Genomic DNA, 15,652 nt, shown 5'->3' with positions numbered 1-15,652 from the left:
TGCTCCTCCGGGTGCGGCGGGTCGCCGGCGGCCCCCGGGTGGGCCCGCCGGATCGGACGCGGTGATGACCGTCCGACGGCCCGGAACCCATCGGTCGGTGCCCGAAGGGCTACGCTGCCGTGTATGACCGAGAAGTCCACTGTCGACCCGTTCGTCCGGACCTGGGAGATCCTGCCCAGCCGCGGTTACGAGACGGCGTGGATCGACCTCGGGGAGACGGGCCTGAGCGCCCGGGGCAGGGCCGTCGGGCTCGCGCCCGAGCCGTACTGGGTCGCGTACGAGCTCGAGACCGGCCCCGGGTTCGTCACCCGGCGGCTGGCGGTGACGATCGAGACGGCGTCGGCGGTGCGCACTCTGGACCTGCGGCGCGACACGGAAGGCCGGTGGACGGCGGACGGCCGGCCGCGCCCGGAGCTCGCCGGCGCGCTCGACTGCGACCTCGGGATGAGCCCGCTGACCAACACCATGCCGGTGCTCCGGCACGGCCTGCACCGGGGATCGGGGGAGGGGCCGAGGCGGTTCACGACGGCCTGGGTGTCGGTGCCGGAGCTCACGGTGCGGTCGCCCGTCCAGACGTACACGCACCTGGCGCGCGCCGAGCACGGGGCGCGGATCCGCATCGAGTCCGGCACCTTCCGCAGCGATCTGGAGGTCGACGAGCACGGCCTGGTGCTCGACTATCCGCAGATGGCGACCGCCCTGACCCGCTGAACGCCCGGCGGGCCCGCCCGGTGGAGGCCGGGGTCAGGCGGCCGGCAGCCGCGGCCCCGCGGGCGCCGGGCCGAGCGTGGTGGTGCCGGGGGCCGCCCGGTGGCCGAGGCCGGTGCGGTAGGCGTCGAGGGCCGCCTCGATCCGGCCCGAGCGCCGCAGCAGGTCGCCCAGCAGCCGGCACAGGTCCGCGAGGTCCCCGGTCGCCCCGCTGCGCTCCAGGAGCGCGAGCGCCTGCACGTAGTGCTCCTCGGCGCCCTCGGTGTCCCCCCGCTCCTCGTGGATCAGGCCGAGCAGGCGGTGGGCGCCCCCGGCGTGCACCGCGCCGTGACCGGCGTCCAGGTCCAGCAGCGCCGACAGGAGGCCGGACGCCTCCTCGTGGCGCCCCAGCCGCCTCAGCACGTCGGCCAGTTCCACCTCCACCTGGGCGGCGAACAGCACCGCCCGCTTGGCGGTCAGCATCTCCCGGGCGGTGCGCAGCTCGCGCTCGGCGGACTCGAGCTCGCCGTGCTGGGCGTGGACGTAGCCGCGCATCCAGTGGCAGTGGGCCAGATCGGTGCGCAGCCGCAGCTGCCCGTAGATCTCCTGGGCCTTGGCCAGTGAGGCGTCCGCCTCCGCGACCCGGCCCTCGGCCAGGAACGTACGGGCCACCTGCCGGTGCATCCCGGCCACCAGCGCCGGGTCGGCGACCTGGGGGGCGAGCGCCAGGGCCAGTTCGGCCGCGTGTGCGGCGCGGGCGTGGGCGCCCATGTCCATGTACGGGCCGATGACGGCCGCGTAGAGCAGGACCAGGGCCTCGGGGTCGGCCAGTCCGCTCTCGGTCAGCTCGTCGATGGCGGACTCGAGCAGGTAGCAGGCGTACCGCAGTTCACCGGCCAGCAGGTGGGCGACGGCCCGGCCGCGGACGGCCCGGGCCCGCCGCGGCAGCGGCTGGCCGGCCGTCACCAGCAGGTGCTCGGCGGACTCGAAGTGGCGCCGGGCGTCGGAGAGTTCGCCGGTCTCCAGGGCGCAGTCGCCGAGGCCGAGGAGCGCCTCGGCCTGTTCGGCCGCCAGGCCCAGGTGCTCGGCGTCGGTCAGGGCGCGCCGGTAGCGCACCGCGGCGTCGTCGGCGGCTCCGGTGGTGAGCTCCCGCTGCGCGTCGGTGAGGGCGAGGCGCAGTTCGGTGCCGAGCCGGTCGGGGCGGCCGGTGGCCAGTTCCTCGTAGGAGACGCCCAGCCGCCGGGCGAGGAAGCGCAGTGCCGCCTCGGAGGGGCGGACCCTGCCGGACTCCAGGGTGGAGATGTACGCCGGGGTGTACTCGGGGTGCGCCAACTGGCGTTGCGTCAGGCCGCGTTCGGCCCGAAGCCGCTGTACGCGACGTCCTATTTCGGTGGTTTCGTCCACGGCGCTTGCCCCTTCGCTCCCCAACTCCCCGTCCGCGTCCGGTTGGTGACGGAAAGTAGACCATTGCGCAGGGCTTCTGTGCCCCCTAGGTTAAGCCACCGGTTCATTGAACTTATCAAATGACTTAACTGCAGTACGGGGAAAGGAACACATGCGCGCAAACCTGCGCAGAGCCATTGCCGCCGCCGGTGTGGCCGCGACCACGGCCGCCCTGCTCGCCGCCACTCCGGGCGCCGCCAGCGCCCGCCCGGAGGAGTCCGGCGCCAAGGCCCCGGGCACGCCGACCGTCGAGGTCGAGATCCCGGGCCCGGAGTTCGGCAAGACCGCCGGCTCCGGCCACACCGAGGTCCCGGCCGGCTCGACCGACACCAAGCCCGCCGCGCCCCTCTCGCCGGCCGCGGCGGCCCTGGACGGCACGGTCACCAAGCTGATCAACCACGGCCGCACCTCCGACCGCCTGGACGTCGTCATCATCGGCGACGGCTACACGGCCTCCCAGCTCGGCACGTTCCACACGCAGGCCAAGGCCAAGTGGGCGAACATCACCGCCGTCGAGCCGTACAAGACGTACAAGAACCTCTTCAACGTCTGGACCGTCGACGCCGTCTCGCACGACTCGGGCGTCAGCGGCGACCCGAGCAAGGGCGTCCACCGCAACACCGCCCTCGGCTCGTACTTCTGGTGCGACGACATCGAGCGGCTGCTGTGCGTCGACCAGACCAAGGTCGACAAGTACGTCGCCAAGGCCCCCGACGCCGACCTGGTGATCGTCCTCTCCAACAGCAAGAAGTACGGCGGCGCGGGCTACAACCAGCGCAGCGCCCGCTACGGCTACGAGGGCATCTCCACCGCCTCCGCGGGCAACGAGCAGTCCGGCCAGGTCGCCATCCACGAGACCGGCCACTCCCTGGGCAAGCTCGCCGACGAGTACGACTACCCGTACGACCGCTACACCGGCCCCGAGCCCGGCGACAGCAACATCTCCAAGCTGACCGCCGCCCAGCTGAAGGCCAACCGCGCCAAGTGGTACCGCTGGATCGGCGAGAAGTCGCCCGACGGCGGCAGGGTCGGCTCCTTCGAGGGCGCGGGCTACTACGTCCACGGCCTGTACCGGCCCACGGACAACTCGCTGATGCGCATCCTCGGCGTGCCCTTCAACCTGCCGGGCGTCGAGTCGATGATCGGCGGCTTCTACCGCCACGCCCGCATCGCGACCCCGGGGACCCGCACCGACCTCACGCTGCGCACGGGTGCCACCGCCAAGGTCACCGTGCCGACGATCTACACCGCCAACGGCCGCAAGCTGAAGGTCCGCTGGTTCGTCGACGGCAAGGAGGTCACCCGCCTCGCCGGCCGCACCGCGGTCAAGGTCACGGACGTCAAGGCCGAGCTGGCCGACCGCGCCGTGCACAAGCTGACCGTGCGCGTCGAGGACCGCACCCCGTCGGTGCGCGACCCGAAGGTCGCCAAGACCCTGCGCACCTCGGTGAACTGGAAGGTCCGCCTCTGATCCGGTCCGCCGGACCGAGGTGACGACGACACGGAGCCGGTACCCCCTCGAGGGGGTACCGGCTCCGCCGCGTTCCGGTCGGACGGTCCGGGCCCGCCGTGACCCGTGCGGGACCTCGGGGACCGGACCGCCGTCAGGGGGGTCAGGCCGGGCCCGGGCCCCCGTCCTCGACGGGAATCGGGGTACGGGCGGTGGCCTCCGCGGCGGCCGGGCGGGTCCCGTTCGCCCGCCGCGCCTCGGGAACCTGGTCGGCCCCGCCCTGGTTCATCGTGGCCAGCAGCTGGCGCGCCAGCCCCAGCCCCGTGCCCCCCATCGTCAGCGCCTTGGCGAACAGCTCCGACATGCCCTCGGCGCCGTTGAGCAGCACCATGTGCTCCACGTTGCCGAAGGCCGAGGCCCCCGCCTCCACGATCTTGGGCCAGTTCTCCGCCAGCTGCTGCGCGACCACGGCCTCCTGGTTCTCCGCCAGCGCCGACGCCCGGGCCTTGATCGCCTCGGCCTCGGCGAGGCCCTTCGCCCGCGCCGACTCCGCCACCGCCAGACCCTTGGCCTGCGTGGCCGCGGCCTCTGCCTCACCGGTGGCCCGGGTCGCCGTCGCGGCGGCCAGTCCGCGCGCCTCCGTCGCCTGGGCCTCGGCCGCCGCGGCCGCCTTCACCCGCGTCGCCTCGGCCGCCGCCGCCAGCTCGGTCTCCCGCGCCTTGGCCTGCGCTCCGGAGATGCGCGCGTCGCGCTCCGCCTCGGCCAGGGTCCGCTTCTCGTACGCCTTGGCGTCGGCGGGCTTGCGTACGTCGGCCTGGAGCTGCTGCTCGCGCCGGTGCGCCTCCAGCTCGGCCACCCGCGTCTCCTGGACCACGACCTCCTGGCGGGCCGCCGCCTCGGCCAGCGGGCCGGCCTGCCGCGCGGCCGCGGCGGCCTTGTCCCGCTCCGCCTGGTAGCCGGCCTGCAGGATCTCGCTGTCCCGGGTCGCCTCGGCCATCCGCGCCTGCGCGGTCTGCTCGGCCTCCGTCGCCAGCCGGTTCGCCTCGGCCTGCGCGATCCGCGCGTCCCGCTGGACGGCCGCGGCGTGCGGCATCGCGAGGTTCTTGATGTAGCCGGTCGGGTCCTCGATCTCGTGGATCTGCAGCGAGTCGACGATCAGGCCGAGCTTCTCCATCTCCGTGCCGCAGGCCGCCCGGGTCTGACCGGTCAGCTTCTCGCGGTCGCGGATCATGTCCTCGACCGTCAACCCGCCCACGATGGACCGGAGATGACCGGCGAAGACGATGTGCACCCGCTCCGGCATCATCTTCTGCTGGTCGAGGAAGCGGCGCGCGGCGTTCGCGATCGACACGTAGTCGTCGCCGACCTTGAAGATGACCACGCCCTTGACCCGCAGCGGAATGCCCTGCTGGGTCACGCAGTCCACCGACAGCTGGGTCTCGTTGAGGTCCAGCGACAGCTTGCGGACCGCCTGCACGCCCGGGATGACCAGGGTTCCGCGTCCGGTGACGATCCGGAACCCCATGCCCTCGCCCAGTCCTTCGGTCTTGTGGGCCGAACCGGAGATGACGAGTGCCTCGTTCGGCTCGGCCACCCGCCACATGAGCTTGAACAGGCCGATCAGAACCAGTAGTGCGGCGAGCACCATGCCCGCCACGACGCCGACGACCATCGGCAACGCCCCCTTAGTGCGGTGCCCGTTCGGCACCGGTGAGAGGGGAGTGTGCTCCTCGGCGGGGGCGGGGTGAAGGGGCCGCGCGATCTTTAGCGCAATCTTGATACATACAGGTCGGCGCGGTCGGCGCGGTCGGCGCGGTCGGCGGTCGGCGGCCGCGGTCGGGTGGTGGGCCGGCCCGCGGCGGAGGACGGACCGCTCAGATCCCGTACGCGGCGCTCACGTACACCGTCCGCGGCGGCAGGTACTCCACGATCGTCACGACCGTGCCCACCTCGATGCGCTCGCTCCCCAACGCCGGGTAGGCGAGGAAGTGCTCCGCCCCGCCCCGGATCCGTACGATCACCTCGCCCACCAACCCCGGCCCGACGGTCCCGGTCACCCGTCCGGTCAGGCCCACCATGCTCATCTCCGCGTCCATGAACGGAGCGTACCCACGGCGGGCCGCGGTCCGACCGGCCGGGAAAAGCGTTTGACCGCCGCCGGCGGCCGGGATCGGATGGGCACCCGTGAGCACAGGACAGATGCACCCCGGTCAGTACCCCGTCGACGAGGACCTGGTGCGGCAGCTGGTGGCCGGACAGTTCCCCCGCTGGGCCGCACTGCCGGTGACCCGGATCGCTTCCGGCGGCACGGTCAACGCAATGTTCCGACTGGGCGGCGACATGGTCGTACGCCTGCCGCTGCTCGAAGGCGGCGCGGGGGACGTGGTGCTGGAACGGGAATGGCTGCCCCGCCTCGCTCCGCTGCTCCCCACGGAGGTCCCCGAGGTGCTGGGGGAGGGCCGGCCGGCCGCGGGCTACCCCTGGCCGTGGTCGGTCTACCGGTGGCGGACCGGGGAGAACCCCGTCGCGGGCGCGCTGACCCGGCCCGAGGCGCTGGCCGCCGACCTGGCCGCCTTCGTGGTGGCGATGCGCGGGCTGACCCTGCCGGGTGCTCCCGTGGCCCACCGGGGCGGTCGCCTGGCCCTCCTGGACGCGGCGACGCGGGCCGCGATCGAGGAGTTGCGCCGGATCCCGGAGGAGGGCGTGGACGGCGACGCCGTCACCGCGGTCTGGGAGGACGCACTGCGGGCCCCCGGCGGGGACGGACCGCCCGTGTGGCTGCACGCCGACCTCATGCCGGGCAACCTGCTGGTGGCGGACGGCCGGCTCCGCGCCGTCATCGACTTCGGGTGCGTCGGCGCCGGCGACCCCGCCTGCGACCTGTTCCCGGCGTGGAACCTGCTGCCGCCCGGCGCCCGGGCGGTGTTCCGCGAGGCCGTGGGCGCGGACGAGGCCACCTGGCGCCGGGGCCGGGGGCGCACCCTCTCGCAGGCGCTGATCGCCCTGCCGTACTACCGCACGACGAACCCGACCATGGCGGCCAACGCGCGGCACGTCGTCCGGGCGGTGCTGGCCGAGGTCCGCGCCGCCTGAGCGGACCCCGGCCGTCCCGGCCGTCAGCCGGTGCGGGTCAGCTTCGTGCCGAAGGACGGCGCGACCAGGTCGGTCCGCACGGCCACCGGTACGACGGTCGCGTCGCCGGCCGGGCCGACCGTGAGGCTGCCGACGACCGTGCCGGCCTTCGCCTCGTGCGGGAGGCCCTTGCCGCCCGTACCGAGGGTGAGGGCCAGCTTCTGGCCCGGGACGCCGATCACGGTGGCGTCCCGGGTCGCCACCAGCGGCGTCCGGCCCCCGAGTCGGTCGTCCAGGTAGCCGACGACCTGCCCCTTCTTGACGACCACGGCCGAGGCCAGCGCCCCGCGCACCGCCTCGATGATCTTCTTGCTGTTGTCCTTGACCAGGGTGAGGCTGTTGCCGCCGTTCGGGTCCGGGCCCGAGACGTGCTGGTCCATCAGGGTGCCGAGGATCAGCGGCGTCCTGTCGCCCACCGTCTTGTACGCCGCCCACATCAGGGCGCCGCCGGCCGGCGTGCTCGACCCGGTCTTGATGCCCTTGATGCTGAGTCCGGCCAGCAGCAGGTCGCCGTTGTTGTTGATGATCGGCTCCGCCAGGCCCTTGATCCTGGCGCTCGGCATCGCCACGATCTGCCGGAACACGTCGAACTCCATGACGGCCCGGGCCAGCTTGAGCTGGTCGGTCGCCGTGCTCACGGTGGTGGAGTCGAGGCCGCTCGGGTCGGTGTACGTGGTGCCGGTCATCCCCAGCTCCTCGGCGGCCGCGTTCATCTTGGCCACGAACGCCGTCACGTCGTCGCTGCCGGTGTCCCAACGCGCCAGCAGCCGCGCGACGTTGTTGGCCGAGGGGATCATCAGCATCTTGAGCATGTCCTGCTCGCTGAACTCGGAGCCGGCCTCGAGGCCCACGATCCGGGACTCGTGCTCCGCCGTGCCGTCCTGGACGGCCTTGGCGTCGACCTCGATCTGCGGCCCCTCCTCGTTCTTCTTGAGGGGGTGGTTCCTGAGGATGACGTACGCCGTCATCACCTTGGCCACGCTGGCGGTCGGGACCGGCTTCTGCGCGCCGAAGGTGCCGATGGTGCCGGAGCCCTGGACGCGCACCGCGCCCTGGCCGGCCTTCGGCCAGGGCACGTCGAAGCGGCCGTCGAGCGTGACGGAGGACGCCGCGCCGTCCGTCGTCAGGTGGGGGTCGGGCAGCGGGCGCACCGCCTGTACGACCGCGAAGACGCCGACGAGGAGGGCGAGGAGCGGGGTCCAGACCTTGACGCGCCGGACGAGGGTGCGGGTGGTGGTCTCGGCGGGCGGCGGGGTGTTCGTCAGCTGCGCCAGCAGGTCCAGCGGTGGCAGCGGCTGCTCCGTCGTGGCCTCCGGCACGGCGGCGGCGACGGGCTCCCGCGACGCGGGCGCGCGCCCGACGGCCGGACGACCCGTGTCGTCCAGCGGCCGGAGCGGGACGAGCGTGCTGGTCCGCTCGACGTCCCGCTCGACGGCACCGGTACCGGCCTTCCCGGTGCCGACAGCGTCAGCGGCAGCGTCGGTACCGGTGTCGGCACCTGCGTCGGTGTCGGTCTTGGTACCGGCGTCGGTGTCGGCACCGGGGTCGGCCTCGGCACCGCCGTCGGCACTGATAGCGGTGGCGGTACCGGCATCGGTGTCCGTGTCGGTCCTGGCGTCGGCACCGGCGTCGGCACCGGCGTCGGTGTCGGTGTCGGTGTCGGTACCAGCGTCCACGGCGTCGCGCGGGGTGTCCGCGACGGTTGCGGTCGTGGCGTCCGCAACCGCCCCGCCCCCGGCCTTCCGGGCCCAGGAAGGGGTCGGGGGCGCGTCGCCCGGGGGCTCGTCGTCGGCTTCCGGCGCGGTGCCGGCCGGCGTGGCGTCCGCCGCCGCGGCCGGCTCGGGCTCGGGCTCGGGCCCGTGCTCGGCCTCGGGCGAGGCGTCCGAGTGCGCCTCGGCGGCGGCCTCGGGCTCGGAGCCCGTCCGGTCAGCGGCCTCCGGGTCGGTGCCGGCAGTCGGGGTCGACGCCCCGGCGGGGGAGTCCGGCGAGGGGGCCTCCCGGTCCCCGGCGGCCCCGCGGTCGGCGGGCTCCGGTCCGGTGGTCGTCCCGTTCTCGTCCTCCGGGGTGTCGGGCCTGCCACCCTTGACCGGTACCGCCGTCATCTCTCGCGCCGCCTCGTTCGCCGTCCCACACTCGTGCGACCTGCAAGACGTCCGCAACGGCCCCCGGGTTCCGGGCCGCATGATCTTGTGCTGCGCGTCACCGGCAGGGAGCGACCGCCTCGGCCGCGCAAGGCGCCGCGACCGGGCACGGAACCCGCTCCGTCCGAAGAACGCGCCTCGCCGGCGTCCGGCTGCAGGTGAGGGGGCGTCAGCCCCGGGCTCCCGAGGTCTCCAGGGGGCGGGCCGCCGGCGGGGAGGCGGGCGTGGAGGCGAGGGCCGCCTCGAGGTCGTCGAGGGTGCGGCGGGCCGCCGCGATGCGGGCGTGCAGTTCGTCGGGGTCCGCCACGGCCGCCGCGCCCCGCCGCCGCGCCTCCTCGGCCCGGTTCGCCTCCGCCTCCAACTCCCGTGCTTCGTCGAGGGAGTTGAGTACGACGCCGATGAGGACGTTCACCAGCACGAAGGACGCCAGCAGCACGAAGGACGCGTAGTAGAAGAGGGACAGCCGCGAGATCTCCAGCCCGGCGTGCACCGCGTCGCCCAGACCGTCGAGCGTGGTGAGCAGAAACAGCGTCAGGGCGGCCCGGCCGATGGACCCGTAGTGCGCCGGGTCGGGTCCGGCGAAGCAGACCCAGCCGACCATCGCGTACACGTACAGCACCAGCGCGCCCACGAAGAGGAAGCTCAGCGTGCCCGGCAGGCTGCGCCCCACCGCGATCAACAGCACCCGCAGCTGCGGCAGGAACCGCGCCGTGCGCAGCACGCGGGCGAGCCGCAGCAGTCGCAGCACGGTGGTGTTCTCGCGGATCAGCGGCACGAACGCGGACAGCACCACCGCCAGGTCGAACAGGTTCCACGGGTCCCGGAAGAAAGCTTTTGGCCGGTCGGCGTGGGCGCCCATGCGCACCAGCATCTCCAGTGCGAAGACCGCCAGGCAGCACCGTTCGGCCGCCCGCAGCGCCGGCTCGTACGCCGTGACGAGTCCGCTGTACGTCTCCGCCCCCAGCAGGGCGGCGTTGAAGAGGATCACGGTGAAGACGACGGCGCCGAAGGCCGGGTCCTCGGTGATCGTGCGGCAGCGGGCGGCCAGTCGCGTGCGGCCGAGGCCGGCCGGCTTCGGGACCGTCATGGTGCTCCTTGGTGCGGGGGGATCCCCGGGCGGCGGGCAGCGCGGAGCGCCCGCTCGGGGGGAGGGGTGGTGCGCGGGGGGCGCCGAGGGGCGCGTGTCGGCCGGTCGATCATGGCAGGGTCGAATGCCCTTCCCCTTTGACGCGGCCCGATAACAACCCAATTGAGTGATCTTCGTTCGCGACCCGTACCCCTGGCCACTACCACCCCTGAAGGCACGTGCGCCCCACCCCTCAGCTGCGCGCGAACCGGGCCGTCGGGCCGCGTTCTTCCGCAGGTCGTGAGCTATGTTTGAACGCGAGCGCGCGGGGATGAGAAGGAGGCCCACCGGTGCCAACCGATCAGCAGGCACGCGCACAGGCGGCCGCGATCACGCCCGGCGGGGATCCGCCGGAACACGAGCGCGCCCCTGCCGACCGCGTGCGTGCGTTGTTCGACGGGCACAGCCTTTCGCCGGGTCAGCGGCGTATCGCGCAGTACCTCATCGACCACCTCACCGAGGCCGCGTTCCTCTCCATCACCGAGCTCGCCGAGCGCGTCGGGGTCAGCCAGCCGTCCGTGACCCGGTTCGCCACCGCCCTCGGTTTCAGCGGCTACCCCGCCCTGCGCGAGGTGCTCCAGCCGATGGCCCTCAGTGCCGTGGCCGGCACGCCCGAGACCCGCGAGGAGCTCCGCCGCAACGAGCTCCAGGCGGCCGTCGACGCCGAGATCGACAACCTGGAGAACCTGCGCCGGGTACTGGCCGACACCGACCAGGTGCTCGACATCGGCCGCGAGCTGGCCCGCTCGAAGCCCCTGACCGTGCTGGGCCTGCGCATCTCGGTCTCGCTCGCCGAGTACTTCGCGTACGCCGCCCGCCGCATCCATCCCGACGTCCGCGTCGTCACCCGCGGCGGCAGCGTCGCCTACGACGCCCTGCTGCAGTCCCGCTCCGCCGGGGGGACCTGGGTGCTGGCCTTCGCCATGCCCCGGCACGCGCACGAGACCCTGGCTGCCCTGCGCGCGGCCCGCCGCACCGGGCTCAAGGTCGCGCTGATCACCGACCTCACCCTCGGGCCGCTGGTCGACGAGGCGGACGCGGTGCTGACCGCCGGCACCGGTTCCCGGCTGGTCTTCGACTCGTACGCGGCCCCCGGCATGCTCGCCGCGGCCCTGCTGCAGGCGATGGTGGACGCCGACCCCGAGCGGACGCAGGCTCGGCTGGAAAGCTACGAGCAGGTCGCTGACCAGCACAACTTCTTCCTCTAGGCCCTGAAAGGCCGGATTCGCCCTGCCGGACCCTGGCGGCGCGGGCGTATTTTCATGTCCGAGATGTGCATGAAATTTTTCATACTCTTGCGTACTCGACGGTATATATATTTACTGCTCATCGGCGCTCGGATCATCCGATGCCAGGAGGCCGCCCCCTATCGGCCTCCGGAACGCCCCACGGCGACGCTCCCTCCTCGCGCCGTCCGCGCGGCGTTCCATCCGGCTCCCGCATCCGGCAGAGCGCTCATCGGTGGCCCCGACCGACCCCTGGGTCGGGGCCGCCGCCCCCTCTCGATCAGAGTTCGGCACCCCTCTTGGAAGCTACGCGAATGCCTCAGATGGTCCTCACCTCGCTCAGCCCGGACTGGCCGTGTCAGGTCAAGGCCCCGGGCACCCACGACTGGGAGCGCACGGCGACCCGCTGGCTGCGGGACCTGCTGCCCGCCCGGTACGCCGGCTACTCGACCCTCACCCGCCACCACGTGCTCCTCGCCCGCCACGCCCAGCTCCAGCTCCAGCACGAGATGCGGGCGATCCGGGTGGCCCTGGAGACCAGCCGCGTGGAGCTGCCCGCCCTGGGCGTCGTGGACGCCGTCATCGAGAACACCATCCGCATGTACGCCGTCGAGCTGGAGCAGCTGGGCCGGCTCGCCCGCGGCGTCCGCCTGGTCGGCGACGCCCTCCTCGTGAGCTCCGGCGTCCCGGGCCGCCGCCGCTGAACCCGCCGACCTGACCTGACCCAACCCGACGCGACCCGACCCGACGCGACCCGCCCTGACCCGGACGCCGCGGTCGCGCGGCCGGCCCCGCAGCACCGCGCCCCGCCCGGCGGGAGGCAGGGCGGGGCGTCGGAGGCGGGAAGGGCGCGACGGTCGCCGTACGACCGGCCCCGCCTCAGGCCCGGTGGTGGCGCATCGGCGTCAGCTGCTCGATGTCGTAGCGCCGCCGCAGGGACTCGATCGCCTCGTGGTCGATCTGCCCCGGCGCCTCCAGGATCTCGAACAGCTCCTCGAAATAGCGCTCGTGGTCGGGCGGCGGCGATGCCTGGAAGAACATCCGCGCCGGTGTGTCCGAGCGGTTGGCGAAGGCGTGCGGACAGCCCGGCGGAACCACGATCACCGTGCCCGGCTCCGCCCGCACCGGCCGCCGGCCGTCGCGCGAGTCCCACAGCCGCCAGTCGCCGCCCTCGCGCACCCGCGGCTCGAACGCCATCACCTCCAGCTCGCCGTCCAGGACGTAGAACAACTCCTCGCTGCGCGTGTGGACGTGGGCGCCGACGTCGAACCCGGGCGGCACCACCACCTCGAAGCTCGACGACACCCGTGAGTGCTCGCCGGTCACCTTGAAGGTGACGTGGTGCGCCGTCGAGCGCAGGTTGCGGCCGTGCCCCGGCGGCACGAGCAGGCCGCTCACCACACCACCGGCAGCGCCTCGGGGCCGCGGATCAGCGCCCCTGGCCGCCAACTCAGCTCGTCCTCCGCGACCGCCAGCCGCAGATCTGGCATCCGCTCCAGCAACGCCCCGACCATCAGCTCCTGTTCGAGCCGGGCCAGCAGGTTGCCGGGGCAGAAGTGCGGCCCGTACCCGAACGCGACGTGCGGGTTGGGGCTGCGGTCCAGGTGCAGCTCGTCGGGGTCGGGGAACACCTCGGGGTCCCGGTTGGCCGCGAGGTAGGAGACGTACACCGCCTCACCCGCGCGGATGTGCTGGCCGGCGATGGTCATGTCCTCCATCGCGATGCGCGACAGCCCCACCGAATTGCGGTGCGGGATGTAGCGCAGCAGCTCGTCGATGGCGGTCGGGCGCAGTGCGGGCTCGGCGCGCAGCCGCTCCCACAGGCCGGGCCGGCTCAGCAGCAGGTAGAGCATGTTGCCGGTGTTGTTGGTGACGGCCTCACCGCCGATCTGGAGCAGGAGGGCCACGCCCACCGCCTCCGCCTCGGCGACCTCGCCGGCGGCCACCGCCTGGCTCAGCAGCCCGATGACGCCCTCACCGCCCGCGCTGCCGCGCTCGCGCAGCGCGGCCTCGAAGTAGCCGCACATCCGCTGCTTGGCCTCCTCGCTGCGCTCGACGCCGGCGGTGGAGGAGAGGATCAGGGCCGTCCACTCGTGGACCCTGCCGCGGTCCTCGGCCGGAACGCCCATCAGCTCGCACACGACGGCGAGCGGGAAGGGTGCGAGCAGCCGCTCCGTCAGGTCCGCCGGTGGGCCGTCCGCGAGCAGCCCGTCCACCAGCTCGTCGAGCATGCCCCGCGCCTTCTCGCGCAGGGAGTCCACCCCGCGGGTGGTGAAGGCGGGGGCGACCGCCCTGCGCAGCCGGGTGTGGTCGGGCGGGTCCTCGAACCCGACGGCCCCGGGCACCGGGATGAAGTGCGGCGCCAGCCGGGTGACATCGGCCGCGACCACGGCCTTGCGGCTGAAGCGCGGATCGTTGGTGATCAGCCGGACGTCCTCGTAGCGGGTGAACAGCCAGGCCCAGCCGCTGCCGTTGTCCAGTCTGATCCTGGTCACCGGGCCTTCGCGCATCAGGTCCGCCAGCACCGGGTCGAAGTCGGTCCCCGACAGGTGCTGGGCGGGCCATTCGCGGATCGGCCGCAGTTCGTCCGAAGGGGCGGTCGCCTCCAGCATGGTCACTTCCTCCTGGACACGAAGGCCGGGCGGGTCGCTCCCACACCGCCGGCGGTCACCGGTGCCGCGGAGGCGGCGGGCGAGCCGGGGGAGTGGGAGGTGGTCCAGCGGCCCAGCACCATCTCGGCCGTGATGCCCGGGCCGAAGCCCGCCATCAGCCCGCGGGCCGCGGGCGCGGTGCCGCCCTCGTCGAACATCCGCCGCAGGGCGTCGAGTACGACGGCACTGGCGATGTTGCCGTACTCCGTCAGGGTGGCCCGGCTGAACCGGAAGGCCTCAGGGGGGACGCCGAGGTACTTGCTGAGGTCGTCCAGGATCCGGGGGCCGCCCGCGTGGATGATGTAGAAGTCCAGCGCGTCGGCGCTCCAGCCGTGCTGGCCGGCCAGCTCCTTCAGCGCGGGCGCGAGCGGCTCCATCGTGCCGGGCACGCGCTTGTCGAGCTTGAAGTGGAAGCCGGTCGAGCGGACGTCGTACGCGATCCAGTCCTCCGTGTTCGGGACCAGGTAGGAGCCGTTGCGCTCCAGCTGGACGCCCGTCCCACCCTCGCCGCGGACCACTGCGGCCGCGACGCCGTCGCCGAAGAGGCCGTTGGAGAGCAGGTTGCCGACGCTGAGGTCGGTGGGCTGGTAGCACAGCGAGCAGAACTCGCAGGCCACGATCAGCGCGTTCGACCCCGGGTAGGCCGTGCAGAAGTCGTGCGCCCGGTTGATGGCGGCACCGCCGGCCGCGCAGCCGAGCTGCGCGATCGGGACCTGGCGGGCGTCCGTGCGGAACCCCATGGTGTTGATCAGCCAGGCGGTCAGCGACGGCATCATGAAGCCCGTGCAGGACACGTAGATGATCACATCTATGTCTTCCGGCCCGAGTTCGGCCGAGGCCAGTGCCTCCCGGATCACCGCGGGCACGCGCTCCTTGGCCGCCGCCTCGTACGTCGCGTTGCGGGCGTCGAGCCCGGGATGGCGCAGGGTCTCCTCGATGGGCTGGAGGATGTGCCGTTTCTGTACGCCCGTGTTCCGGATCAGCCGCAGGGCCAGTTGAAGCTGGGGGTGGTCCTTGTGGACGGACCGGGCCAGTTCGAGAGTCTGCTCCATCGTGATCACGTGCTCGGGTACGGACACCGCGGGTCTACACAGAGTGGCCATGAGGGTGCGCCTTTCTCTCGCTCCTTCGCACAGGCTCACCGACGCCTCCCCGTCCCGCTCGTCGAGTGGACGGCGGCGCTCACCGGCGGCGATCCGGCCCGTCACCCGCCCGGCGGAACCGGCGAGCCGCCCGGCGGGCCCGGTGACATGCTCAAAGGCGCTCGTCCGGGCGACCCGGACGGCACGAGGAGGACCCGATGACGCTGACAACGACCCAGGGGCGGGGTCCGGCGCCCCAGCCCCGCGCCGACACCGTGCGTGAAGGCTTCGCCAAGGGCCCGGACCGGGGGTCCGCCCTCCGGCCCGGAGCCCCACGGGCCGGCGGCACGGATCGACGAGCCGCGGTCCGCCGTACGGGTGACGCCCGCGGCGCAGAAGGGGAATCGCGGCGCGCCGCCGTTCCCCTGAGGGGGGCGCGGTGATAGGGCACCACCGGCTCCCGGACCCCCACCTGCGCGTGGTGCGCGGCATGCCCGACGAGCTGGAACTGGCCGCGCTGCTGCTGGCCGTCACGCTGCTCGCGCGGAGCGGCGACGCCGCCCACCCGGCCCGCCACCGGCGATCCGGCCGGGCCCACTGGGACCGGCCCCGGCTCGGCGGCTTCCACCCCTGCCACTCCTGGCGCGCCGGGCACCCCCACTAGCGGGTGCCTTCCGCTCCGGTACCGGCCCGCCTCGGGGCGGGCCGCGCCGG

Annotated in this window: 14 protein-coding genes; 6 read left to right on the top strand and 8 right to left on the bottom strand. The window is 73.5% G+C overall.

Annotation, left to right across the window (positions count from 1 at the left end; all coding sequences use genetic code 11):
* Positions 1 to 123 precede the first annotated feature (123 nt).
* Positions 124 to 711, top strand: coding sequence for a putative glycolipid-binding domain-containing protein (locus IF43_RS0107860; RefSeq protein WP_030195916.1), 588 nt, complete (start codon positions 124 to 126; stop codon positions 709 to 711).
* 33 nt (positions 712 to 744) lie between these two features.
* On the opposite strand, the gene IF43_RS0107855 is transcribed toward IF43_RS0107860, so the two are convergent.
* Complete coding sequence (locus IF43_RS0107855) at positions 745 to 2,091, bottom strand: tetratricopeptide repeat protein (protein WP_030195915.1); 1,347 nt, start codon at positions 2,089 to 2,091, stop codon at positions 745 to 747.
* 151 nt (positions 2,092 to 2,242) lie between these two features.
* On the opposite strand from IF43_RS0107855, the gene IF43_RS0107850 reads away from it, so the two are divergent.
* On the top strand, positions 2,243 to 3,601 hold the full coding sequence (locus IF43_RS0107850; protein WP_030195914.1) for a M64 family metallopeptidase: 1,359 nt from the start codon (positions 2,243 to 2,245) through the stop codon (positions 3,599 to 3,601).
* A gap of 142 nt (positions 3,602 to 3,743) precedes the next feature.
* Here the strand turns inward: IF43_RS0107850 and IF43_RS0107845 are convergent, their stop codons facing one another.
* Complete coding sequence (locus IF43_RS0107845; RefSeq protein ID WP_234332006.1) at positions 3,744 to 5,252, bottom strand: flotillin family protein; 1,509 nt, start codon at positions 5,250 to 5,252, stop codon at positions 3,744 to 3,746.
* Between the two features lie 202 nt (positions 5,253 to 5,454).
* Positions 5,455 to 5,676, bottom strand: coding sequence for a hypothetical protein (locus tag IF43_RS0107840; RefSeq protein WP_030195910.1), 222 nt, complete (start codon positions 5,674 to 5,676; stop codon positions 5,455 to 5,457).
* Between the two features lie 88 nt (positions 5,677 to 5,764).
* Here IF43_RS0107840 and IF43_RS0107835 point away from each other — a divergent pair, with 88 nt between their 5' ends.
* The gene (locus IF43_RS0107835; RefSeq protein ID WP_030195909.1) at positions 5,765 to 6,673 is read left to right on the top strand and encodes an aminoglycoside phosphotransferase family protein; all 909 of its coding nucleotides are present in this window, start codon (positions 5,765 to 5,767) and stop codon (positions 6,671 to 6,673) included.
* Positions 6,674 to 6,696: 23 nt separating this feature from the next.
* On the opposite strand, the gene IF43_RS42450 is transcribed toward IF43_RS0107835, so the two are convergent.
* Complete coding sequence (locus IF43_RS42450; protein WP_234332005.1) at positions 6,697 to 8,814, bottom strand: D-alanyl-D-alanine carboxypeptidase; 2,118 nt, start codon at positions 8,812 to 8,814, stop codon at positions 6,697 to 6,699.
* Between the two features lie 208 nt (positions 8,815 to 9,022).
* Complete coding sequence (locus tag IF43_RS0107825) at positions 9,023 to 9,940, bottom strand: ion transporter (RefSeq protein ID WP_030195899.1); 918 nt, start codon at positions 9,938 to 9,940, stop codon at positions 9,023 to 9,025.
* Positions 9,941 to 10,269: 329 nt separating this feature from the next.
* Here IF43_RS0107825 and IF43_RS0107820 point away from each other — a divergent pair, with 329 nt between their 5' ends.
* Both IF43_RS0107820 and IF43_RS0107815 read left to right on the top strand, forming a co-directional pair.
* The gene (locus IF43_RS0107820; RefSeq protein ID WP_030195896.1) at positions 10,270 to 11,187 is read left to right on the top strand and encodes a MurR/RpiR family transcriptional regulator; all 918 of its coding nucleotides are present in this window, start codon (positions 10,270 to 10,272) and stop codon (positions 11,185 to 11,187) included.
* Between the two features lie 332 nt (positions 11,188 to 11,519).
* A complete protein-coding gene (locus IF43_RS0107815) occupies positions 11,520 to 11,909 on the top strand; it encodes a hypothetical protein (RefSeq protein ID WP_030195894.1) in 390 nt (129 codons plus the stop codon).
* Between the two features lie 175 nt (positions 11,910 to 12,084).
* On the opposite strand, the gene IF43_RS0107810 is transcribed toward IF43_RS0107815, so the two are convergent.
* From IF43_RS0107810 to IF43_RS0107800, 3 genes are read right to left on the bottom strand one after another with little or no spacing between them, the layout of a single operon-like run.
* Positions 12,085 to 12,606 carry a cupin domain-containing protein gene (locus IF43_RS0107810; protein ID WP_030195891.1) on the bottom strand — a complete coding sequence of 174 codons (522 nt, stop codon included), beginning with the start codon at positions 12,604 to 12,606 and terminating at the stop codon, positions 12,085 to 12,087.
* Positions 12,600 to 13,817, bottom strand: coding sequence for a cytochrome P450 (locus IF43_RS0107805; protein WP_030195889.1), 1,218 nt, complete (start codon positions 13,815 to 13,817; stop codon positions 12,600 to 12,602). The genes IF43_RS0107810 and IF43_RS0107805 overlap by 7 nt, the downstream gene beginning before the upstream one ends.
* A gap of 2 nt (positions 13,818 to 13,819) precedes the next feature.
* Positions 13,820 to 14,959 carry a type III polyketide synthase gene (locus tag IF43_RS0107800; protein ID WP_078909977.1) on the bottom strand — a complete coding sequence of 380 codons (1,140 nt, stop codon included), beginning with the start codon at positions 14,957 to 14,959 and terminating at the stop codon, positions 13,820 to 13,822.
* A gap of 418 nt (positions 14,960 to 15,377) precedes the next feature.
* Here IF43_RS0107800 and IF43_RS36170 point away from each other — a divergent pair, with 418 nt between their 5' ends.
* Positions 15,378 to 15,602, top strand: coding sequence for an acyl-CoA carboxylase epsilon subunit (locus IF43_RS36170; protein ID WP_037887622.1), 225 nt, complete (start codon positions 15,378 to 15,380; stop codon positions 15,600 to 15,602).
* Positions 15,603 to 15,652 lie beyond the last annotated feature (50 nt).

Source organism: Streptomyces sp. NRRL S-87 (genome assembly GCF_000719335.1).
GTDB lineage: Bacteria > Actinomycetota > Actinomycetes > Streptomycetales > Streptomycetaceae > Streptomyces.
This window is presented reverse-complemented; position numbering and strand designations above follow the sequence as displayed.

Bases quoted from the DNA above. Each gene is read 5' to 3' on its own strand.
- IF43_RS0107845 (WP_234332006.1), bottom strand. From the start codon at position 5,252: ATGGTCGTCGGCGTCGTGGCGGGCATGGTGCTCGCCGCACTACTGGTT.
- IF43_RS0107805 (WP_030195889.1), bottom strand. From the start codon at position 13,817: ATGCTGGAGGCGACCGCCCCTTCGGACGAACTGCGGCCGATCCGCGAA.
- IF43_RS0107815 (WP_030195894.1), top strand. From the start codon at position 11,520: ATGCCTCAGATGGTCCTCACCTCGCTCAGCCCGGACTGGCCGTGTCAG.
- IF43_RS0107825 (WP_030195899.1), bottom strand. From the start codon at position 9,940: ATGACGGTCCCGAAGCCGGCCGGCCTCGGCCGCACGCGACTGGCCGCC.
- IF43_RS0107860 (WP_030195916.1), top strand. From the start codon at position 124: ATGACCGAGAAGTCCACTGTCGACCCGTTCGTCCGGACCTGGGAGATC.
- IF43_RS0107850 (WP_030195914.1), top strand. From the start codon at position 2,243: ATGCGCGCAAACCTGCGCAGAGCCATTGCCGCCGCCGGTGTGGCCGCG.
- IF43_RS0107800 (WP_078909977.1), bottom strand. From the start codon at position 14,959: ATGGCCACTCTGTGTAGACCCGCGGTGTCCGTACCCGAGCACGTGATC.
- IF43_RS42450 (WP_234332005.1), bottom strand. From the start codon at position 8,814: ATGACGGCGGTACCGGTCAAGGGTGGCAGGCCCGACACCCCGGAGGAC.
- IF43_RS0107840 (WP_030195910.1), bottom strand. From the start codon at position 5,676: ATGGACGCGGAGATGAGCATGGTGGGCCTGACCGGACGGGTGACCGGG.